15 protein-coding genes are annotated in these 21,304 nt (G+C 51.8%); 8 read left to right on the top strand and 7 right to left on the bottom strand.

What is annotated here, in order from left to right:
* Positions 1-35 precede the first annotated feature (35 nt).
* Complete coding sequence (locus H1D31_RS08560; protein WP_008608470.1) at positions 36-278, top strand: TIGR02647 family protein; 243 nt, start codon at positions 36-38, stop codon at positions 276-278.
* 19 nt (positions 279-297) lie between these two features.
* On the opposite strand, the gene H1D31_RS08555 is transcribed toward H1D31_RS08560, so the two are convergent.
* The 4 genes from H1D31_RS08555 to H1D31_RS08540 are packed head-to-tail and all read right to left on the bottom strand — an operon-like array spanning position 298 to position 4,800.
* The gene (locus H1D31_RS08555; protein WP_261257734.1) at positions 298-2,262 is read right to left on the bottom strand and encodes a DUF3488 and transglutaminase-like domain-containing protein; all 1,965 of its coding nucleotides are present in this window, start codon (positions 2,260-2,262) and stop codon (positions 298-300) included.
* Positions 2,256-3,191 carry a DUF58 domain-containing protein gene (locus H1D31_RS08550; RefSeq protein ID WP_261257732.1) on the bottom strand — a complete coding sequence of 312 codons (936 nt, stop codon included), beginning with the start codon at positions 3,189-3,191 and terminating at the stop codon, positions 2,256-2,258. The genes H1D31_RS08555 and H1D31_RS08550 overlap by 7 nt, the downstream gene beginning before the upstream one ends.
* A 16-nt stretch (positions 3,192-3,207) precedes the next feature.
* The gene (locus H1D31_RS08545) at positions 3,208-4,116 is read right to left on the bottom strand and encodes an AAA family ATPase (RefSeq protein ID WP_261257730.1); all 909 of its coding nucleotides are present in this window, start codon (positions 4,114-4,116) and stop codon (positions 3,208-3,210) included.
* A 48-nt stretch (positions 4,117-4,164) separates the two neighbouring features.
* Positions 4,165-4,800, bottom strand: a complete 636-nt coding sequence (locus H1D31_RS08540) for a response regulator transcription factor (protein WP_261257728.1) — start codon at positions 4,798-4,800, stop codon at positions 4,165-4,167.
* Positions 4,801-4,868: 68 nt separating this feature from the next.
* Here H1D31_RS08540 and H1D31_RS08535 point away from each other — a divergent pair, with 68 nt between their 5' ends.
* On the top strand, positions 4,869-5,360 hold the full coding sequence (locus H1D31_RS08535) for a low molecular weight protein-tyrosine-phosphatase (protein WP_261257726.1): 492 nt from the start codon (positions 4,869-4,871) through the stop codon (positions 5,358-5,360).
* A gap of 99 nt (positions 5,361-5,459) precedes the next feature.
* Complete coding sequence (locus H1D31_RS08530; protein ID WP_008608477.1) at positions 5,460-6,809, top strand: class II 3-deoxy-7-phosphoheptulonate synthase; 1,350 nt, start codon at positions 5,460-5,462, stop codon at positions 6,807-6,809.
* A gap of 64 nt (positions 6,810-6,873) precedes the next feature.
* On the opposite strand, the gene H1D31_RS08525 is transcribed toward H1D31_RS08530, so the two are convergent.
* Complete coding sequence (locus tag H1D31_RS08525) at positions 6,874-7,683, bottom strand: pyruvate, water dikinase regulatory protein (RefSeq protein ID WP_261257724.1); 810 nt, start codon at positions 7,681-7,683, stop codon at positions 6,874-6,876.
* Between the two features lie 133 nt (positions 7,684-7,816).
* Between H1D31_RS08525 and ppsA the strand changes: the two genes are divergently transcribed.
* From ppsA to H1D31_RS08510, 3 genes are all read left to right on the top strand, one after another.
* A complete protein-coding gene (gene ppsA / locus H1D31_RS08520; RefSeq protein WP_261257722.1) occupies positions 7,817-10,198 on the top strand; it encodes a phosphoenolpyruvate synthase in 2,382 nt (793 codons plus the stop codon).
* Positions 10,199-10,375: 177 nt separating this feature from the next.
* Positions 10,376-11,887, top strand: coding sequence for an alanine/glycine:cation symporter family protein (locus tag H1D31_RS08515; protein ID WP_261257720.1), 1,512 nt, complete (start codon positions 10,376-10,378; stop codon positions 11,885-11,887).
* Between the two features lie 161 nt (positions 11,888-12,048).
* Positions 12,049-12,744, top strand: coding sequence for a glutathione S-transferase family protein (locus H1D31_RS08510; protein WP_261257718.1), 696 nt, complete (start codon positions 12,049-12,051; stop codon positions 12,742-12,744).
* Here H1D31_RS08510 and H1D31_RS08505 read toward each other — a convergent pair.
* A complete protein-coding gene (locus H1D31_RS08505; RefSeq protein WP_065954763.1) occupies positions 12,741-14,585 on the bottom strand; it encodes an ABC transporter ATP-binding protein in 1,845 nt (614 codons plus the stop codon). The genes H1D31_RS08510 and H1D31_RS08505 overlap by 4 nt on opposite strands.
* A gap of 262 nt (positions 14,586-14,847) precedes the next feature.
* Between H1D31_RS08505 and ribA the strand changes: the two genes are divergently transcribed.
* A complete protein-coding gene (gene ribA / locus H1D31_RS08500) occupies positions 14,848-15,429 on the top strand; it encodes a GTP cyclohydrolase II (RefSeq protein ID WP_065954762.1) in 582 nt (193 codons plus the stop codon).
* An 83-nt stretch (positions 15,430-15,512) separates the two neighbouring features.
* Positions 15,513-18,554, top strand: coding sequence for an FAD-binding and (Fe-S)-binding domain-containing protein (locus tag H1D31_RS08495; RefSeq protein WP_261257713.1), 3,042 nt, complete (start codon positions 15,513-15,515; stop codon positions 18,552-18,554).
* 58 nt (positions 18,555-18,612) lie between these two features.
* On the opposite strand, the gene H1D31_RS08490 is transcribed toward H1D31_RS08495, so the two are convergent.
* Positions 18,613-21,177: a TonB-dependent receptor plug domain-containing protein gene (locus tag H1D31_RS08490; protein ID WP_261257711.1), complete on the bottom strand. Its 2,565-nt coding sequence runs from the start codon at positions 21,175-21,177 to the stop codon at positions 18,613-18,615.
* Between the last annotated feature and the right edge of the window lie 127 nt (positions 21,178-21,304).

Raw genomic sequence — 21,304 nt, 5'->3', positions numbered from 1 at the left:
GTATCTTGAATAAAAAAGGCAGAGAAGGAGTGACTATGCCATTTAGTGCTGAGCTGATAGAAGAGTTACGGGTGCTGGCGTTGTTTAATCTGGACAGCATCAATTCCGGGATCAAAGCGCACAAGGTCGCGCAACCGGAAGTGTTGGCGGCCATTAGCCGTCTTTATGCCAAAGGCTTGATCAGCCAGCCGGACGGCGGCTATCTGACTGATCTCGGGATCCACTGTGCGGAGCAATTGCAAAGTACCTTGCGTATTTTGGGTGCACATCAGAGTTAAGGTGCTGTTGTACGGCATATTACGGGCGCTTTAGCGCCCGTAATTGTTTACGCTCACGCTTGATAAGCTGCTGCAACGGGTAAGCCGCTTGCTGATTACCGGCAAAGATCAGCTGTTCATAGTGCTGCCGCAGCTGCTGCAGTAGCTCAGCCTGGCCCGGATTGGCTGTTGCCAGCCGGTTTAGCCAATGACTCAGTGGTTCAGCACTTTGCCCGGGCGGCGGCAATACGGACAATACCTGACGTCGCCAGTGGTCCGGCGCCTGTTGCTGTCGCAGCCGCTGCTGGCGGTAATGTAGAAGCGTATAAGCCATCAGCAGTGACAGCACCCCGAGTGAGATAGCGACAAGCAGCGGCCAATAGTGCAATAAGGCGGCGAGTTGCTGCCACAGCACCGATTGCTGGTTTTGATCAAAGCCTAACACCCACACCGACCACAGATAATCCAGATGTGACCACTGTAATGCCAGTTGTTGCAGCCAACCCGGCTGCCAGCCACTGAGTAGCGCGCGCTCCGGTTCACTTAGCGCCTGCGCCAGCCCCTGTAAAATCCGCTCAGGTGCAATAGCCGCAGTCGGGTCAAACAAATGCCAGTAGCCATCCTGCAAATACTCAACCCAGGCATGGGCGTCACGCTGGCGCACAATTAAATACTGCTGACTGGCTTGCCAGTCGCCGCCCTGATAGCCGCCAACCACCCGTGCCGGTACGCCGGCAGCTCTGAGTAACATCGCGCTGGCCGAGGCATAGTGGCTGCAAAAACCGCTGCGGGTTTGAAACAGAAACTGATCAATGGCATCGGCCCCTAACCTTGGGGGCTCCAGTGTGTAGTAAAAGGCTTGTTCACGAAATAGCGTGGCCAGGGCCGCACTAAGCTGATGGCCATCACTACCATATTGTTGTTGCAGCTGCATGGCCAATTGCTGGCTGCGAGGATTGCTGTTGCCGGCTTGTTGCAAGTTAAGCTGCCGCTCAGCGTTTGCCACCAGGGGTAACGGGCTTAACAGGCTGCTGACCTGATAACTAAGACGCTGACTGATCAAATGCGTACTTTGCAATAGCGCTGCCGGACGCGGCTGCAGGTTTTCGCTCCAGCTCAACGGCAGGCCGAGGCTAAACACATCGCGCTGAAAACTGCTTTCTGCCAGTACCTGATAGTCGAGCCGGTTTTGGCTATCAGTGATTGCCGGGGTGGCCAACGCCGTTAGCTGCTGCTGTCGCCGGTCAAAACGGCTATGCTCCTGCCAGCGGCGGCCATCAAAGTGTTCATAGACTTTAGCACGCCAGTACCAAAGTTCGCGGGCTGGCGGCGGCCCGTTAAAACTAACCCGAAAAGCCAGGGCATCATTTTGTACCAGCCGTTCAATACTGCCGGGATCCAGTTCACTGCCAAGGCCGGTACTGGCTTGTTGCTGATTCGGCATTTGCCACAGCGGTGGTAAGCGCGGGAATAACAGGAAAAGCCCGAGCCAGATCGGCAACGCCAGTGCCACGGTTTTTAATAACGGCTTAAGTTTAAGTTGACTACTATTCGGGGCAAATAACTGAAAATGCAGCATTAAGTTCAGTGCTAACAAGCCAAAAATCAGCAGTGCCATTAGCATTTGCTGATAAAAAATAAAACCGCAACTGAGCGCAAAATATTGCACCCACATCAGTTGTATCGCATCACGGCGTAATTTCAGGCTAAAGCTGCGTCCTACCGCAGAGAGCAGCAGAATATGAAACATCAGATTCATCGCACCGATACTGCGCGCCTGCCAGAATAGCAGCAGTAACAGCGGTGCGAGCAGCCAGTTGATCTGGCGTGGACTCAGGGGTTCTGCCTGCTGATAAAGCCGCAGCAGCAACCAGCCAAATAATAACAGAAATAAAGCGCTGCTCCAGACAGTAAAGGCATCCTGAAACAGCAGCAAGATACTAAATTGCAGCGCCACAGCCAGCTGCTGCCAGCGCCGGCTAAGTTGCAGCTCCTGGGCTAACATAACGCCAACTCCTGTAAGCAACGTTGCAGATGTTGCGCACCCTGACCCAGGGCCAAGGTTTTGCCCGGTAACAATAAACCATAACGTGAACCGGCGCCTTCCAGCTGTTGTAAACGGTAACAGGCGTGCTGCAGGGCCAGCTCCAGCGCCGCGCCACTGGCATTAGGCACCTTAACCCACTGCTCATTTACGGTATTGCCATCCTGTTGCTGGCGGACTATTGGTTGTTGCGGGTTGGTCGCCAGTTTTTTCCACAGTATGCGCCGGGGTTGATCACCCGCCTGATACGGTTTTAGCCATTCACTGCCTTCCAGCGGTTGCGTCTGCCCCTGATTATCCGGATCCTCGTCGAGGTTTTGCTGACCGGTCGGTGCCAGCGCTGACGGATAGACCCAAAGCTGCGCACTGAGCGCGGGATAACTCCAGCAATTAAACAGCCCGAACGGGAACTGGCTACTGAGTTTAAGCCGTGGTAATTCATAACAGCCACGGCTAAGCAGCGGTAGCTGCAGCGCAAACGCCAGCGGTCCGGAAATGACTGGCACCAATTGTTGCAGTCGTTGCCCCTGTAAACCCAGTTGCAGCATCTGACAATTTGCGCTGTCAAGCTGTAGCGGCAGGGCCGCAGGTTGATTAGCGAAGGTTTCGGCATCGGCAACCACGCTAAGTTCAAGCCGGTACAGGTTATAAAACGCCAGTAGCATGGTCAGCAACAGTAAACTCAGCAGCATAAAGCTGCTGAGCAGGATCAGATTGTTCTGATAATTGGTGCCCAGTAAATACAGCAGCAGCACCAACAGCGCAAACCAGAGCCCAAGCCGGCTTGGTAAAATATAGATCCGCTTTTGCGTCAGGCAGACGCTGGGTTGCGCCGGTTGGCTACGCGCCAGATAAGCCTGAAACTTTTGCTGCAACAGCCGCTTTAGCATAAATAACAAAGCCTGCTTAAACCGGGCAGGGGGTTTGTTCCAGCAGCTGCTGGCTAAGTGGCGACAAGCCAGCCACGCTTTGCGGGTTTAAGCGGTGCTCGGCTAGGTACGGAAAGACGCTTTGTACATCTTCGGCGGTGGCATAATCCCGACCTTGTAAAAAGGCCAGGGCTTTTACGGCCCGCACCAGGCCTTTGCCAGCACGCGGCGATAACGGCAGCATACCGCTTTGGCCACGACTGGCCCGGATTAACGCCAGTAAATAGTCCAGCAACGGCTCACTGAGTTTCACCTGTTGCAACTGTTGCTGCATCGCGATCAGTTGCTCCGGTAACAGCGCGCGGCTGATAAAGCTCAGGCGAGAACCCTTGCTGTCGTCACGGAGTAGCTGCTTTTCTGCTGCCGCATCAGGAAACCCCAGCGATAAGCGGAATAAAAACCGATCCAGCTGCGATTCCGGCAAGGCATTAGTACCGGAGTGAAAATGCGGATTCTGGGTGGCGATCACGAAGAACGGCTCTGGCAAGGGCCGGCTATCACCGTCAATGGAGACCTGACGCTCTTCCATGGCTTCGAGCAGGGCGCTCTGGGTTTTCGGGCTGGCGCGGTTAATTTCATCGGCCAGCAATACCTGACTAAACACCGGGCCTGGCTGAAAATAAAATTGCGCTGACCGGGCATCGTAAATATTCATTCCCAACAGATCAGCGGGCAGCAGGTCGTTGGTAAATTGCACCCGCTTGTAGCTTAAGCCGAGCGCATTGGCCAAGGCATGCGCCAGCGTGGTTTTGCCCATGCCGGGTAAATCCTCCAGTAGCAGGTGGCCTTGCGCCAGTACTGAAGTTAACGCCAGACGGATCTGCAGGCTTTTACCCAGAATCACCTGATTCAGTTGTTGTTCGATATGATGTAGCTCGGCTAACACCCTGACTCCTTAAAAATTGCTACGGTCAGGGCTGTTACTCCTGAACCCTTAGGTTGATGCTTCCTGTAGCCACCGTACCAGTTCAGTCCGATTCCGGCTATGGGTTTTTTTAAAGATGGCAGATACATGGACCTTTACGGTATTGGCACTGATTTGGAGCTGTTCGGCAATTTCTTTATTCCGGGCGCCTTCGGCGATCAGCATGCTAATGCGTTGCTCCTGATCGGTGAGTAACGACGGCAGTTTAATCCGTTTATTATTCTGTTCACGCAGCTGGAACAGCGCATCCAGCGCATCAGACATCACCTTGCGGCCGTAATAAAGCTGACCAGACATCAGGGTTTGCAAGGCAATTTTGATAATGTCGGGTTTTTCATCGTTGTAGATCACGCCCCGTAAACCGGCGAACAAAGCGCGGTTTGGATCAATCAACTGGCGCTCGGCCTGAAATAAAAACAATGGCACCTGCCGGCTGACACTGAGTAATTTAGCGGAAAAGCCTTTTTTGACCGAGGTTTCACTGCTGAATTGGTATCCAGCCAGAATACCTTTATACTGGCGCTGCGCTGTAAAGGCGGCGAGGGTGGTTTGCTCGACATCAATGCCAGCGGCACGGGCATGGCGGCACGTACTAAGTTGTTCAGTTTCATCAGTGAGTAATATCAGGCGTGAAAACCTTTCCATAACAGCTACCCTTATCGCGAATACCCTAACTATATAACGTCAGACCATAATTTGAAAAGCAAAGACGCATGAAGAGAATACTTTTTGTTTGTTTAGGTAACATTTGCCGCTCACCAACGGCACATGCTGTGCTGCGACAGTTAGCGGTGCAGCAGGGGCTGGAGCTAGAAGTGGAGTCTGCCGGTACCAGCGCCAGCCATAAGGGTGAGCCACCGGATCCGCGCTCGGTACGGGTTGGTTCGGCTGCCGGCTATGATTTTTCAGCGCTGCGCTCCAGACCAGTAATGGATGCTGACTTTGCCTATTACGATTTGATTCTGGCGATGGATAAGCAAAACCTGCGGGAATTAACTACCCGTTGTCCAGAGTCCTATCAGCATAAACTGCGCTTAATGCTGAGCTTTCACCCTGAATATCCGCGCTATCAGGAAGTGCCGGATCCTTATTATGGCGGCAGTAAAGGCTTCGAGCTGGTGTTAAGGTTATTGGAAGAAAGCTGTCAGCAACTGCTGCAACAACTGCCGGCCTTAGCTGAGTCAGAGGGGCAATCAGCGCGATAGCAGGCACTTTGCTGCGAAAAAGTGTCAGCTCAGGATTGAATTTACGTCCAGAAGTCTATAAGTTTAGCGGGTGTGTAACTAACTTACAGGAATAGCATCGTGACCACCTGGACGCCACATAGCTGGCGCAACCTGCCGATCCAGCAGCAACCGCAGTATCGGGATCAGCAACTGTTAACCCAAACAGAACAACAACTGCACAAATACCCACCTTTGGTTTTTGCTCAGGAAACCCGGGATTTGTTTAGTCAGCTCGGCCAGGTGGCCGAGGGGAATGGGTTTTTACTACAGGGTGGTGATTGCGCTGAAAGTTTTAACGATTTTAATGCGCCGAAGATCCGCGATACCTTTAAGGTATTAATGCAGATGGCGGTAGTGCTGACCTTTGCCGGTGGTTTACCGGTGGTGAAGGTGGCACGGATGGCCGGGCAATACGCCAAGCCACGCTCCAGCGATCTGGAAACCATTAATGGTGTCAGTTTGCCGAGCTATCGCGGTGATATCGTCAATAGCTTCGAGTTTACCGCTGAAGCGCGGGAGCCGGATCCGGCACGGTTGATCACCGCTTATCATCACTCTGCGGCAACGCTAAATTTACTGCGTGCCTTTGCGCAGGGTGGTCTGGCTGATTTGCACCAGGTCGCGCGCTGGAATATGGGCTTTGTTGAGAGCAATCCGCTAAAAGAGCGTTATATGAGTGTGGCAAACCGCATTCAGGAAGCGCTGCGCTTTATGGAGATTTGTGGGATCACGGCACAAAACTCGCCGTCGATCCGCGAAACCCAGCTGTTTACCTCGCATGAAGCCCTGTTGCTGAATTACGAAGAAGCCTTGACCCGGCGGGATACCTTAACCGGCAAATGGTATGACTGTTCGGCACATATGGTATGGATTGGTGAGCGTACCCGGCAACTGGATCATGCGCATCTTGAGTTCTTCCGCGGCATCCATAACCCGGTCGGGGTGAAAGTGGGGCCAGGCATGCAGGAGGATGATTTAATTCGTCTGATTGATGCGCTAAATCCGGACAACACCGCAGGCCGTTTGACGCTGATCACCCGGATGGGCGCCGATAAACTGGCCGATAAACTACCGGCCCTGGTTCGCCGTGTGAAGCAGGAAGGCCGTAAAGTGGTCTGGAGCTCAGATCCGATGCACGGTAATACCGTGAAAGCCAGCAATGATTATAAAACGCGGGATTTCGAAGCCATTTTGCGGGAAATCCGCAATTTCTTTGCCGTACATAAGGCAGAGGGTACCCATGCCGGCGGTATTCACCTGGAGATGACCGGTGAGCATGTTACCGAGTGTACCGGTGGCGCCTATGGTCTGAGTGAAAGCGACTTATCCAGCCGTTATTTCACCCAGTGTGATCCGCGCTTAAATGCCGATCAGGTACTGGAACTGGCGTTTTTAATTGCTGATACTTTAAGCGCCGCCCGTAAATAAGCTTAAGCCCTGACTGCTTCTTCGGTCAGGGCTTTTTCTCTGTCCTGCTGCCACCCCAAGCGCACTAATACTTCTGCCGTTTTAAGCCGGTCATAGCGATAATTTTCGCCGAAATTTCTTCAATCGATAACTGGGTTGAGTTTAAAAACGGGATCTGCTCGCGCTGATATAAGCGCTCCACCTCTTTTAACTCCAATGCGCACTGGCGCACCGAGGCGTAACGGCTGTTGGGCCGGCGCTGTTCGCGAATTTGGCTTAAGCGTTCCGGACTGATGGTCAGGCCAAAGAGTTTAGCTTTATGTTGTTTTAGCTCCGGCGGTAATCGCATAGCCTCCATATCTTCTTCGACAAAGGGGTAGTTCGCCGCTTTGATGCCGTATTGCAGCGCCAGATAGAGACTGGTCGGGGTTTTGCCGGAGCGGCTGACGCCAATCAGAATAATATCGGCCTGACTAAAATTCTTCATATTGGCGCCATCGTCATTGGCCAGCGCAAAATTGACCGCATCAATCCGAAAATCGTAGGTTTTCTCATGCATGCTGTGGGTGCGGTGAGTTTTCGGCACCGGCGCCAGTTGCAGCTCTTGTTGCAGCGGTGCGACAAAGGCATTTAAAAAGTCATAACAGATGCCGTTACTTTGGCTGATCTGTAGCCTGAGTTGCTCGTCAACGAAGGTATGAAACACCAGCGGCTTTAAACCTGTAGTTTTATAACAGTCATTAATGCGTTGGACCACCTGCTGTGCCATGGCGAGCGTTTCGACAAAGGGTATGGTAACGTGCTCGAATTGCGCAGGAAACATCGTCAATAGTGCATGACCAAAGACTTCAGCGGTAATGGCAGTACCATCGGAAATATAAAAAGCAGTGCGCACGTCAGCTCCATTTCTTGTAAAAAAACTACATGAAAATTAAAGATTTTCTTACTTGCAGCCAAAGTGTAAAATCGCTGCGATTGTAACCCTTGCTGTAAGCTTACCTGCTTGGCAACAAAAATTGGAGAGAAAGGTGCAAGAATTCGTCATTTGGTATCAGGACCTGGGCATGCATGATGTTGACCGGGTCGGCGGCAAAAATGCTTCTTTGGGCGAAATGATCAGTAATCTGGCTTCGGCCGGGGTGCAGGTGCCGGGCGGTTTTGCCACCACGGCCTATGCCTTTAATCAGTTTTTAGAGCAAAGCGGCGTCAATGAGCGTATTTATAAATTGCTGGATACGCTGGACGTTGGTGATATTCAGGCGCTGTCAGAAGCCGGCAAGCAGATCCGGCAATGGGTTATCGATACGCCGTTTCAGCCTGAGCTGGAACAGGCGATCCGCGCAGCCTACCAGCAATTACACCCGGACAGCAGCCAGGATGTCTCCTTTGCCGTGCGCTCCTCAGCTACAGCAGAAGATATGCCGGATGCCTCCTTTGCCGGCCAGCAGGAAACCTTTTTAAACGTCCGTGGCTATGATGCAGTGATTACTGCGATTAAACATGTGTTTGCGTCGCTGTTTAATGACCGCGCTATTTCTTACCGGGTGCATCAGGGTTATGACCACCGCGGCGTCGCGTTATCTGCCGGCGTGCAACGGATGGTACGCTCTGATCTGGCCTCATCCGGCGTTATGTTCAGTATTGATACGGAATCCGGTTTTGAAGATGTGGTCTTTATTACCTCGTCTTACGGCCTGGGTGAAATGGTAGTGCAGGGCGCGGTAAATCCGGATGAGTTCTATGTGCACAAACCCACGCTGGCAGCCGGCCGGCCGGCGGTGGTAAAGCGTAACCTGGGTAGTAAGCTGCTGCAGATGGTTTACTCCAGCGAACAGGGGCATGGCAAGCAGGTAAAAATTATTGATGTTGAGCAAAGCGCCAGACGCCAGTTCTCACTAACCGACAACGAAGTCGAGCAACTGGCGGCGCAAGCGGTGATTATTGCCAAACATTACGGCCGGCCGATGGATATCGAATGGGCCAAAGATGGCTTAGATGGTAAGCTCTATATTGTACAGGCACGGCCGGAAACGGTAAAAAGCCGCGAAGATAGTAACAGCATTGAACGTTACCAGTTACAGGCGAAAAGCGAGGTACTGGTTGAAGGCCGGGCCATCGGGCAACGGATTGGTCGCGGTACTGCCAAGGTGCTAAGTGATATTTCACAGATGGATCAGATTCAGCCGGGCGATGTGCTGGTTACTGATATGACAGATCCGGATTGGGAACCGATTATGAAGCGCGCCTCGGCTATCGTTACTAACCGTGGCGGTCGTACTTGTCATGCTGCCATTATTGCCCGCGAGCTGGGGATCCCGGCCGTCGTTGGCTGCGGTGATGCAACGGCGAAAATTCAGGCCGGGACTAAAGTTACCGTGTCGTGTGCCGAAGGCGATACCGGCTTTGTTTATCAGGGCCTGCTGGACTTTAATGTGGTAACCAGCCAGGTTGATCAGATGCCAAAACTGGATCTGAAAGTGATGATGAACGTCGGTAATCCGGAACGCGCCTTTGCTTTCTCGCGTTTACCGCATGCCGGTATTGGTCTGGCCCGGTTAGAGTTTATTATTAACCGGATGATCGGCGTCCATCCCAAGGCGCTGTTAAATTACACCAGTCAAAGTGCCGAGTTAAAAGCAACCATCGATGAAATGACGGCCGGTTATGCCGATCCGGTGGAATTTTATATCGCCAAGCTGACCGAGGGTATTGCCACGCTGGCCTGTGCCTTTGCACCGGAAAAAGTCATAGTACGGATGTCAGACTTTAAATCCAACGAATACGCTAACCTGATTGGTGGTCAGCAGTATGAGCCGCACGAAGAAAACCCGATGATTGGTTTCCGTGGTGCCTCGCGTTACCTGTCAGAGGATTTCCGCGATTGCTTCGCGTTAGAAGTAGAGGCATTAAAGCGGGTTCGTAACCAGATGGGGTTTAATAACGTCGAAATTATGATCCCCTTTGTGCGCACCCTGGAAGAAGCCGCCGGAGTGATCGACTTGCTGGCCGCACATGGTTTAAAACGCGGCGAGCATGGCCTGCGGGTTATTATGATGTGTGAGCTGCCGTCTAATGCTTTGCTGGCTGAAGAATTCCTCGAATATTTCGATGGTTTCTCGATTGGCTCTAACGATCTGACGCAGCTGACGCTGGGACTGGATCGCGATAGCGGTTTGATTGCGCATTTGTTTGACGAACGTAATCCGGCTATTAAAAAGCTGCTGGCAATGGCAATTCAGACCTGTAAAGCCAAAGGCAAGTATATCGGCATCTGTGGTCAGGGACCTTCGGATCATGAAGACTTTGCCGCCTGGCTGATGGAGCAGGGCATTGAGAGTGTGTCGTTAAATCCGGACACTGTGGTCGATACCTGGCTGTATCTTGCTGAAAAATATGGCAAGCCTCTATAACAAACGTTAAAGACTATCGGTGTTAAAATCCCGCCTTTTGGCGGGATTTCTTTTATATCAGCATAGCCATAGCGCCACGCTTGTGGCAAATTACTAAGGTTAGGCTGCCAGGGCGGCACAGAGCAGGGCGCAGATGGCTTTGGCTCGACAACAATAACAACAATTCAGGGGAACGTAATGCAACAATTGGTGAATACCATTAACGGCATAATCTGGAGTGAGGCACTGATTTATCTGTGTCTGGGGGCCGGTTTATTTTACTCCATCATGACCCGCTTTGCGCAGGTGCGGCATTTTAAAGAAATGTGCAAGCTGCTGTTTAACAACACGAGTTCAGATAAAGGTATTTCGTCGTTTCAAGCCCTGGCAGTATCGCTATCCGGCCGGGTCGGTGTTGGTAATATCGCCGGTGTTGCTGCTGCCATCGGTTTCGGTGGTCCGGGTGCCGTGTTCTGGATGTGGGTAGTCGCCTTTTTAGGCGCCAGTACCGCTTATGCCGAATCAACGCTGGGTCAGGTATACAAAGTTGAAGAAAATGGTCAGTACCGTGGCGGTCCGGCTTATTATTTCGAGCGTTGCCTGGGCTGGCGCTGGCTGGCAGTGTTATTCGCTGTCTCAGCGATTATCGGCTGTGGTATTTTCTTACCTGGCGTGCAGGCGAATGCGGTCGGCAATGCGGTAACTCAGGTCTTTGGTGACGGCAATATGGTAACCACCAGTTTTGGCGAAGTTGGTACCAACAAACTGGCGGCGTTGGCACTGATCTTAATTGTGCTGGCCTTTATTATCTTTGGTGGTATTAAGCGCATCGCTAACTTTACTCAGATTGTTGTCCCTTTTATGGCGCTGGGCTATATCGTAATGGCGCTGATTATCGTGTTCTTAAACTTAGATAAAGTACCGGGTGTGTTTGGCCTGATTTTATCAGATGCGTTCACTGCACAAGCCGGTTTTGGCGCGGCCATTGGCTGGGGTGTAAAGCGCGGTATTTACTCCAATGAAGCTGGCCAGGGTACAGGGCCACATGCTGCCGCAGCAGCAGAAGTGGATCACCCGGCGCAGCAGGGGTTAGTGCAGGCATTCTCGGTTTATGTTGATACGCTCTTTGTTTGTACCGCCACGGCGCTGATGATCCTGATTACCCAGCAATACAATGTGGTTGGCGAATTACCCGCTGGCCAATTTATCGTGCAGAATGTTGCTGCAGAAACCGTCATTGGCTCTGCCGCCTTTACCCAGATGGCGCTGAACTCAGTGTTTGGTAACTTCGGTCAAATCTTTGTTGGTCTGGCACTGTTTTTCTTCGCCTTTACCACTATCCTGGCCTATTACTACATTACCGAAACCAATGTCGCTTACCTAAACCGTCTGTTTAATAACAAGCTACCATTGATCGTGTTTAAAATTGTGCTGATGGCGATGGTGGCGTACGGCACTGTCAATGCAGCAGGTTATGTCTGGGATATCGGTGATATTGGGGTAGGCTTAATGGCATGGATCAACGTGCTGGGTATTCTGGTGATTTTCTTCCTGCATAAACCTGCCATTCTGTGTCTGAAGGACTATGAAGAACAGAAGAAAGCCGGCGGCCCAATCAGCTTTGACCCGGTTAAACTAGGCATTAAAAATGCGACCTTTTGGGAGCAGCGCTTAGCCAAATCTCAGGCGGAGCAAAAAGGCAGCGACTAAGCTTAGCAGCAAAGCTGAATCGCGATGATGTTTGATATATATCAGCCCTGGCCCTTGCCGGGGCTGTTTTTTCGGCTAAGCTGACAACTTACAGAAACACATCATACCAGTTAAGCCCCAAAGCATTGAGGGGTAAACCTAAACAAGTGACGGAGTCTGTTATGCGGGAACTCTATATCGCCAATAAAAACTATTCTTCCTGGTCATTAAGGCCCTGGCTGTTGATGAAACAGTTGGATATCGCCTTTACCGAGCAACTGGTTCCCTTCGCCGAACAAGACAGCTTTGCCAAATTCCGCAGTTTCTCACCCAGTGGCAAGGTACCCTGTCTGGTGCAGCACAATACGGTGATCTGGGATTCGCTGGCGATTGCCGAGTATCTGTATGAGCATTATCCGACGGTGTGGCCAGCGGATCGCCGGGTAAGGGCCTGGGCGCGCTGCGCAGCGGCAGAAATTCATGCTAATTTTAATGCGTTACGCAGTATTTGCAGCATGAACTGCGGCCTGCGTATTCAGCTGCATGAACACAGTGCGCCTCTATTACGGGATCTGGCCCGGCTGGATGAGCTGGTTACTGAAGGGGTGCATAAATTTGGCGGCCCCTATCTGGCCGGCGCACAGTTCACTGCGGCAGATGCCTTTTATGCGCCTGTTGCCTTTCGTCTGCAAAGCTATGGCCTGAGTTTAAGCCAAGAGGTCAATGCCTATTTTGCCCGCTTGCTGCAATTGCCGGCAATGCAGGACTGGTATCAGCAAGCATTGGCTGAGCCCTGGCTGGACAAGGCACATGATGCCCTGATCCCAGAGGTCGGCACTATCACTGCCGACCTGCGTACCGGGGTACAGGCGGTTTAATCCAGACCGATAAAACCGCCGGTTTGATGCGCCCAAAGCTGGGCGTAAATACCGCCGGCGGCAACCAGTTCGGCATGCGTACCTTGCTCAACGATCTTACCCTGGTCCAGCACTATTAAGCGATCCATCTGGGCAATAGTCGACAGCCGGTGTGCAATAGCAATTACCGTTTTATTGGTCATCAGTTTATTCAGGCTGGCCTGGATCGCAGCCTCGACTTCAGAGTCCAGCGCAGACGTCGCTTCATCCAGGATCAGGATAGGGGCGTTTTTCAGCAGCACCCGGGCAATGGCAATACGCTGCCGCTGGCCGCCAGAGAGCTTAACGCCGCGTTCACCCACCTGGGCGTCCAGTCCGCTATTGCCTTTAGGATCGGTTAGCTCATCAATAAACAGTGAGGCTTCCGCTTGCTCTGCAGCTGTCAGCAGTTCCTGCTCACTGGCATCCGGCTTACCATAGCTGATGTTGTCACGTACCGAGCGATGCAACAAAGAGGTGTCCTGCGTGACCATCGCGATTTGCCGGCGCAGACTTTCCTGACTGACCTGACTGATATCCTGGCCGTCAATCAGGATCTGACCGCTTTGGACATCATAAAAACGTAGTAACAGGTTAACCAGCGTCGATTTCCCGGCGCCGGAGCGGCCAACCAGACCAATTTTCTCACCCGGTTTAATCGTCAGGTTCAAGCCATCGATCACCGGCGATTTTGCGGTGTTCAGGGCCTTGCCGTAGTTAAAGCTGACGGCAGCAAAGCGGATCTCGCCCTGACTGACTACCAGCTCACTGGCATTGGGCTTATCCAGCACGCTGGCCGGTTGCGACAGGGTAGTGATGCCATCGGCGACAGTACCGATATTTTCAAACAGGCTACTGACTTCCCACATAATCCACTGTGCCATGCCGTTTAACCGAAGTGCCAGACTAACGGCAATGGCAATGGCGCCAACGGTGATGGCGCTGCCAGCCCATAAGTACAGCGCCAGGGCGGCGACGGCAAACACCAGCAGATAGTTCAGGCTTTGTACCGACACGCTTAAGCCGGTAGCCAGCCGCATTTGCCGGTATACCGGTTTTAAAAATACCTCCATACTCTCGCGGGCATAGTCTTCTTCGCGCCGGGTATGCGAGAACAGCTTAATCGTATTGATATTGGTGTAGCTATCGACTATGCGGCCGGTCATTTCTGAGCGCGCATCAGCCTGCTCGGTTGATACCCGCTTTAAACGCGGTACAAAATACAGTTGTAAACCAATATAAAAAACTAGCCAGATCAGCATCGGGATCATCAGGCGCCAATCGGCATCGGCAACAAAAAACAGCATTGCAGAGAAATACACCAGTACATACACCAGCACATCCAGCAGCTTCATTACGGTTTCGCGCACCGCCAGCGACGTTTGCATGACTTTGGTTGCAATACGGCCGGCAAAGTCATTTTGATAAAAACCGATACTTTGTCTTAGCAGATAACGGTGAGCCAGCCAGCGGATAGACATTGGATAGTTCCCGAGCAGGGTTTGATGCACCAGAGCGGAATGAAACAGTGTTAACAGCGGCAGTAATACCAGCGTAACTAACGCCATCCAAATCAGGTTAGCTCGCTCTTCACTAAAGAATGTTTCGGGTTCTTTCGCTACCAGCCAATCGACCAACTGGCCCATAAAGCTAAATAACGACACTTCGAGGATCGCTAACAGTGCCGAACTTATCGACATCACCAGCAGCGGTAGCTCCATACCTTTGGTATAGTGGCGGCAAAAGGCTAGCAGGCCCTGCGGTGGTTGCGTGGGTTGTTGTTCTGGAAAGGGGCGCGTTAAGCGTTCAAAAAAACCTAGCATGCGAATTAATCCGATAGAGAAAAGCGGGATAGCTAAAAACGAAATAGCCAAACATAAAACAACAAAGTGCCACCAGCGGCACCTTGCTGATTGTAACCGATCCGACGGGCAAAAGTCTTAACCGTTATTGCTGGTAATGTGATACTATCACAATTGTTGCGAGGGAGCTTTTTTAGCTGAGCGTTGCCGCTAAGACTTGATTCCTGGACTGGGGATCCCAATTTCCGCTACTGTGTTGTCAGCGTTTTATTTGAGAATTTAAATGAGTATTAAACTGGTTACTTCCACCCTGTTACCGACGCCTTTTGCCGAGTTTCGTTTACACGGCTTTGAAGCGGCAAATGGTAAAGAACATGTCGCGCTGACCCTCGGTGATATTAGCAGCGATGAGCCGGTATTAGCGCGCGTGCACTCTGAATGTTTAACCGGTGATGCGCTCTTTAGCTTGCGCTGTGATTGTGGCCCGCAACTGGAAGCCGCCATGCGGAAAATTGCCGAAACCGGTCGCGGCGTGATTTTATATCTGCGCCAGGAAGGTCGGGGTATTGGTCTGATCAATAAAATCCGCGCCTATGCTGAACAGGACAAGGGGCTGGATACGGTCGAAGCCAATGAGATTCTGGGTTTTTTACCAGACCAACGCGAGTATGGTATTGCCGCCGACATGTTTGCCCAACTGGGTGTAAAACAAATCCGCTTACTGACCAATAACCCCCGCAAGTTAAAAGCACTGCAGGATGCCGGCGTCAATGTGCTGGAGCGGGTACAGCACCGGGTAAAAACTACAGCGCATTCACATCGCTATCTGGCGACCAAAGCGGCAAAACTCGGCCATATGGATTAAGCAGGAATAAAGCTCTAAGCCCACTTTGGCATAACCTGACGCAGTGCTATACTGCGGCCAGTTTAAGCTGAAGTGGCAGAATTATGATTGCGAAGCTGAATCCTGAGCTGGCATTGGACGCCAGCGTGGTTGCCTTTACCAAAGCCCTGCAACATGCCGGCTTTACCGGCGATATCGAAACCAGCTATGGCAGCAGGCTGGCCGTGGCTACCGATAACAGTGTTTATCAAGCCTTGCCACAAGCCGTGTTACTGCCGCGCAGCACCGATGACTTAGTGATCATGACGTCACTGGCGCAAACCTCCAGCTTTAGCCATCTAAAATTCAGCCCACGTGGCGGCGGCACCGGCACTAACGGTCAGGCCCTGACCGAGCATATCGTGGTCGATTTATCACGCCATATGCGGCAAATTCTGGAGCTGAATGTCGAAGAGCGCTGGGTACGGGTGCAGGCCGGGGTGATTAAAGATCAGCTGAATGCCTTTTTAAAGCCTTATGGCTTTTTCTTTGCCCCCGATCTGTCCACGTCCAACCGCGCCACTATCGGCGGCATGATTAATACCGATGCCTCAGGTCAGGGCTCGCTGGTCTATGGTAAAACCAGTGACCATGTGTTGGCCCTGAAAACGGTGCTGATCGACGGTAATGTGCTGAATACCCGTAAGATGCCGCTGTTTGAAGCTGAGCACAGAGCCGAGCAACCCAATAGCATCGGACGCATCTACCGCCAGGTACTGGACAGCTGCCGTAACAAAAGGGCGCTGATCTTAGATAAATTTCCACGTCTGAACCGTTTTTTAACCGGTTATGATTTAGAGCATGTGTTTAACGCCGATCTGACCGAGTTCGATCTGTCACGGATTATTACCGGCTCGGAAGGCTCGCTCGGTTTTGTTACCGAGGCCAAGCTGAATATCACGCCGATCGCGAAGTACAAGTGTCTGGTCAATATTAAATACGACAGCTTTGAAAGTGCGCTACGTAACTCGCCTTTCCTGGTCGCAGCGGCAGCCACTTCGGTAGAAACCGTCGACAGTAAGGTGCTGAACCTGGCACGTAGCGATATCGTCTGGCATCAGGTCAAAGATCTGATTACTGATGTGCCCGGCAAGGAGATGCAAGGCCTGAATATTGTCGAGTATAACACTGAGTCTGAGCAGGAAATTCACGACAAAATTTCCGCTTTAACTGCGCGTTTGGACGAGGCTATCGAACAGCAGCAAGGCGGTATCATTGGCTATCAGCTGACCTATGATGCAGCAGCAATTAATGCGATCTACACCATGCGTAAAAAGGCGGTGGGGCTGCTGGGCAATACCGCCGGCAATCATAAACCGGTGGCTTTTGCCGAAGATACCGCGGTGCCGCCGGAAAATCTGGCTGATTTTATCCTCGAGTTTCGTGCGCTGTTAGATGCGCATGGGTTGCACTATGGCATGTTTGGTCATGTTGATGCTGGGGTGCTGCATGTGCGGCCAGCGCTGGATTTGTATGATCCAGAGCAAGAACGTTTGCTGCGGACTATTTCCGATCAGGTGGTCGCGTTAACCGCCAAATATGGCGGTTTGATGTGGGGCGAGCACGGTAAGGGCTATCGCAGTGAATACGGACCGGCGTTTTTCGGTGAGGAACTCTTTACTGAGCTTAGGAAAATCAAAGCGGCTTTTGACCCGCGCAACCGCGTGAATCCGGGAAAAATCTGTACGCCTTACCAAAGCGCTGATGCGCTGGTCAGTGTTGACGGTCAAAAGCGTGCCTGGTTTGACCGGCAAATTCCGGTTGCGGTGCGTGAGAGCTTTGACAGCAGTCTGAACTGCAATGGCAATGGCCTGTGCTTTAACTATGAAGAAAGCTCGCCGATGTGTCCGTCCAGTAAGATCACTAAAGATCGGCGCCATAGCCCGAAAGGCCGCGCCGGTTTAATGCGTGAGTGGCTGCGCTTACAACAGCAGGCGGGCGAAGATATTCTGCAAACGGAACAGCGCTTGTTAAGTGAAGGCCAGAGCATCAGCAGTATCTGGCAGAAAATAAAGAATACGCTGGCCAAACGCCAGGGCGAGGCGGACTTTTCGCATGAGGTGATGGAGGCAATGGAGGGCTGTCTGGCCTGTAAAGCCTGTGCCGGCCAGTGTCCGATCAAGGTTGATGTGCCAAGCTTCCGCGCCCGTTTCCTGCAGCTTTATCACAGTCGCTATTTACGGCCGGCAAAAGACTATGTGGTTGCCAATATTGAACGTACCGCGCCCTTACTGGCCAAAGCCCCTAAGCTGGTGAATTTTTTCCTCGGGCAGCGCTGGCTGCAAAAAGGCCTGGAGCATGGCGTTGGCTATGTCGATACGCCACTGTTATCGGTACCCACGCTGGCGCAGCGGTTGGAGGGACGTTACAGCTTTTCGTTTGATAAACTAAACACCTTAACGGCTGAGGAGCGGCAACGCACGGTACTGCTGGTGCAGGATCCTTTTACCAGTTTTTACGAAGCGGAACTGGTGGCAGACGCGCTACAGTTACTGGAAAAACTGGGTTATCGGCCGCTGTTATTGCCATTTTTGCCAAACGGTAAGCCGGAGCACGTCAAAGGCTTTTTAAAGCAATTTGCGGCGACCGCTGCCACGGCGGCAGCCTTTTTTAACCAGCTAAATCAGTATCAGCTGCCATTGTTAGGTCTGGATGCGTCATTGGTGCTGGTCTATCGCGACGAGTATGTGAAAGCGCTTGGCACAGAGCGGGGGGATTTCCAGGTCTTACTATTGCAGGAATGGTTAGTACAGCAAAGCTTGCCCAAGGTGGCGCAGGCACAGCAATTCTCGTTACTGGCGCATTGCACTGAGAAAACCGCCTTACCTGCCAGTGAAAAGCATTGGCAGCAGATCTTTGCCCAGATGGGGCTGGAATTAAAGCCTGTTAGCGTTGGCTGCTGTGGTATGGCTGGTACCTATGGCCATGAAAAGCAGCAACTTGAAAACAGCAAAGCGCTGTTTGAACTCAGTTGGCGCGCGCCGGTAACCCAGCTCGGTAATGAGCAGATCCTGGTGACCGGTTTCTCCTGTCGCAGCCAGGTAAAACGGCTAGTCGGTGATAAGCCGCGCCATCCGCTGCAGGCGCTGTTGCGAGCCTTGGTGTAGCGAGTATCGCTAAAAAAACACCCGGCAGTTGCCGGGTGTTTTGCTGCTGTGAGCCAGCTTAGAAGCGATAAACGCCTTTCAGGTAGTAGTAACCACCATTTATACCCATTGGCGAAGTTTCAAAGTACTTGGCACCCAGAATGTCACTCATCCACTGCGGTAAACGTTCTGGTTTGGTATCAAACAGGTTTTGTGCTCCGACGGCAACAGTAAAACTATCATTCCAGTGGTAGGCTAGTTCAACATCAAAGGTTACTTTGGATGAGCCCTTACCGGTTAAGTCTGGATCATCAGCATGCACGCCCTGGAAACTGCCGTAGTAGTTAGAGCGCACAAACATGTCGATATCCTGCCACTGCTGATTCCAGGTCAGGGTTGCCCGGTGATCCGGTAAATCCTTCTCCAGGCGTGACACTTTAAAATCACCTGTGACTGCGCTGAAACGTTTTACTTCGGTATCAGTCCAGTTATAGGCCAGACTAAAGGTACTACGGCCATTCAGAATACTGGTGCTGTAGTTGGCAACCAGATCTAAACCTGTGGTCACGGTATCAAAGTCGTTAGTCAGGAACGTTACCTTCGACAGTGATTCCACACCACGCACTCCAGCCGCGCGCAACACGTCACGGTCAGTTTGGCTAACATCAAACTCAGTAGACTGGCTGATCCGATCATCGACTTCAATCCGGAACCAGTCAGCGGTAAAGAAGAAACCACTGCCACTGTATACCAGACCCAGGGTATAGCTGCGCGATTCTTCCGGTGTCAGCTCTTTACCACCTTTTAACAGCGATACCGGGTGCGTAGGAGGCAACAGGGCAACGTCTTGCAACTCGCCTTCAAAGATTGCGGTACGAACGTTACGCACGTTCGCCTGGCCAACAGTAGGGGCCCGGAAGCCGGTGCTGTGCGAGCCGCGCAATGCCCAGTCATCGTTTAAACGATACTGGCCGGTGATCTTGTAGTTAGTGGTAGTGCCAAAGCTGTCGTAATCTTCAAAACGCAGCGCGGCTGCCATCAACAGGTTGTCCGTAAACTCGGCTTCGACATCAACATAGGCCGCATAGTTACGGCGGGTATTCACACCAGCATCGTCTGGCTGAAAGCCCGGGAAACCGTTAGAGCCATTGGTTAATTGGCTGACATAAGGGCCGATTTCCCAGGAGGCGACTTCACCGGCAACAATTTCAAAGGTTTCTTCAGTCCACTGTAAACCACCGGCGACCGCGACATCATTATGTAAGCCCATATTGACGTACTTAATAAAGTCGGCAGTAAAGTTCTTCTCTAACTGGATATATTTACCTGCTTCGAAGTCTGTTGGGGTATCTGGCCCCAGTGAGGCATTTACCGTGTTGATTATGTTGAAAGCGGATTCGTTACGACCGACTGAGGCCGAAAAATCATAGAACACGCCCTGCGCAAAGCCAGATTTAAATTCGCCCTTAGTGCCTGCCGTTAGTGAGGTATCAGTAATATTACCGCCAAAATTCGGGGTAAAGCCGCCCGGGAACATCGAGAAGAAGGTAAAGCAGTTTGCTGGCAGTGCATTGACCCGGGCGGTAATTTCATTGTGGTTCAGTTTGCGCGTGCCATCAAATAGCGAGACATTGCTACAGTTACCTGAGCCGGTAGTATCAATCACTTCCAGCGTTTGCCCACCGTCATTTGAGAATACGCCACCACGGGTATGAGGGTTACGGTAATAGAAGCCACCGGTCACATCACGCTCAGAGTAGTTACCGAAGATATAGGCTTCACGATCATTACCCAGATCCAGGCCAGCGTTGGCAAATAGTGTTATATCATCTTTGATCTTCGGCGAACCCCAAACCTGGGTAATAGGGGCAATAAAGGGGTTACCTTGGGCTGCCAGCGCGGCAGCATCAGCGCGCTGGACGCTACGGCTGGTAGGGTCAACGTTCTTGTACTGCATACTGACGTTAAAGAAACCATTATCAGTCAGCGGCATGCCAATGTTGGCAGCGATTTCTGTCGAGGTACCATCGCCGGCAAAAAACTCGCCTTGCTTCACTTCAATAGAACCGCCATCAGCGTTATCTTTCAGTACAAAGTTAATCACACCTGCGATTGCATCAGAGCCGTACTGAGCAGCGGCACCGTCTCGCAGCACTTCAACTTGTTTTAAAGCAATACCCGGGATCACCGAAATATCCGGCCCCTGAGCGCCGTCATTCAGGCCACCACCTAAAAAGGTGATAACCGAAGCCCGATGGCGGCGCTTGCCATTTAATAACACCAAGGTACTGTCTGATGATAATCCGCGCAGGTTGACCGGGCGGATCAGGGTAGCGGCATCACTGATCGGTGTGGTTTGCACGTTTAACGAAGGAATGGTGGTGGTCAGCATATTTAGCATATCGCTGCTACCACTTTTCATTAGTTCATCACCGCCGATAATATCAACCGGTACCGGTGAATCGGCAATCGATCGTGGCGCAGCGCGGGTACCGACCACGGCAATTTTTTCAACTTTTTGTTCTTCAGCTGCTGCTTCCTGAGCCAGAGCACTGGTAGAGTAGAGTCCCAATGCCAGCCCGGAGGCTAACGCGTATTTTACTGCCCGGCAGACCGGGCTATATTGGTTAGCTTTATTGGTCATGATTAGTTCCTGGATAATTGACAAAAGTTGCGGACGCTACGCTGTTATTTTTAATGGCGTCTTTTTAAACATATTTTAATATTGCGGCGCTGTCTATCTTATTTAAGCTGCATTTTGGCGCAACTGC

The sequence above is a fragment of the Alishewanella sp. BS5-314 genome (assembly GCF_025377695.1).
Taxonomy (GTDB): Bacteria; Pseudomonadota; Gammaproteobacteria; order Enterobacterales; family Alteromonadaceae; genus Alishewanella; species Alishewanella aestuarii.
Note: the sequence above shows the minus strand (reverse complement) of the source record. Positions and strands in the feature narration are given on the sequence as shown.

Excerpts from the sequence above, each read along its gene's own strand:
- H1D31_RS08540 (WP_261257728.1), bottom strand. The coding sequence starts at position 4,800 with ATGGAAAGGTTTTCACGCCTGATATTACTCACTGATGAAACTGAACAA.
- H1D31_RS08515 (WP_261257720.1), top strand. The coding sequence starts at position 10,376 with ATGCAACAATTGGTGAATACCATTAACGGCATAATCTGGAGTGAGGCA.
- H1D31_RS08490 (WP_261257711.1), bottom strand. The coding sequence starts at position 21,177 with ATGACCAATAAAGCTAACCAATATAGCCCGGTCTGCCGGGCAGTAAAA.
- ribA (WP_065954762.1), top strand. The coding sequence starts at position 14,848 with ATGAGTATTAAACTGGTTACTTCCACCCTGTTACCGACGCCTTTTGCC.
- H1D31_RS08555 (WP_261257734.1), bottom strand. The coding sequence starts at position 2,262 with ATGTTAGCCCAGGAGCTGCAACTTAGCCGGCGCTGGCAGCAGCTGGCT.
- H1D31_RS08560 (WP_008608470.1), top strand. The coding sequence starts at position 36 with ATGCCATTTAGTGCTGAGCTGATAGAAGAGTTACGGGTGCTGGCGTTG.
- H1D31_RS08510 (WP_261257718.1), top strand. The coding sequence starts at position 12,049 with ATGCGGGAACTCTATATCGCCAATAAAAACTATTCTTCCTGGTCATTA.
- H1D31_RS08495 (WP_261257713.1), top strand. The coding sequence starts at position 15,513 with ATGATTGCGAAGCTGAATCCTGAGCTGGCATTGGACGCCAGCGTGGTT.
- H1D31_RS08535 (WP_261257726.1), top strand. The coding sequence starts at position 4,869 with ATGAAGAGAATACTTTTTGTTTGTTTAGGTAACATTTGCCGCTCACCA.
- H1D31_RS08505 (WP_065954763.1), bottom strand. The coding sequence starts at position 14,585 with ATGCTAGGTTTTTTTGAACGCTTAACGCGCCCCTTTCCAGAACAACAA.
- H1D31_RS08550 (WP_261257732.1), bottom strand. The coding sequence starts at position 3,191 with ATGCTAAAGCGGCTGTTGCAGCAAAAGTTTCAGGCTTATCTGGCGCGT.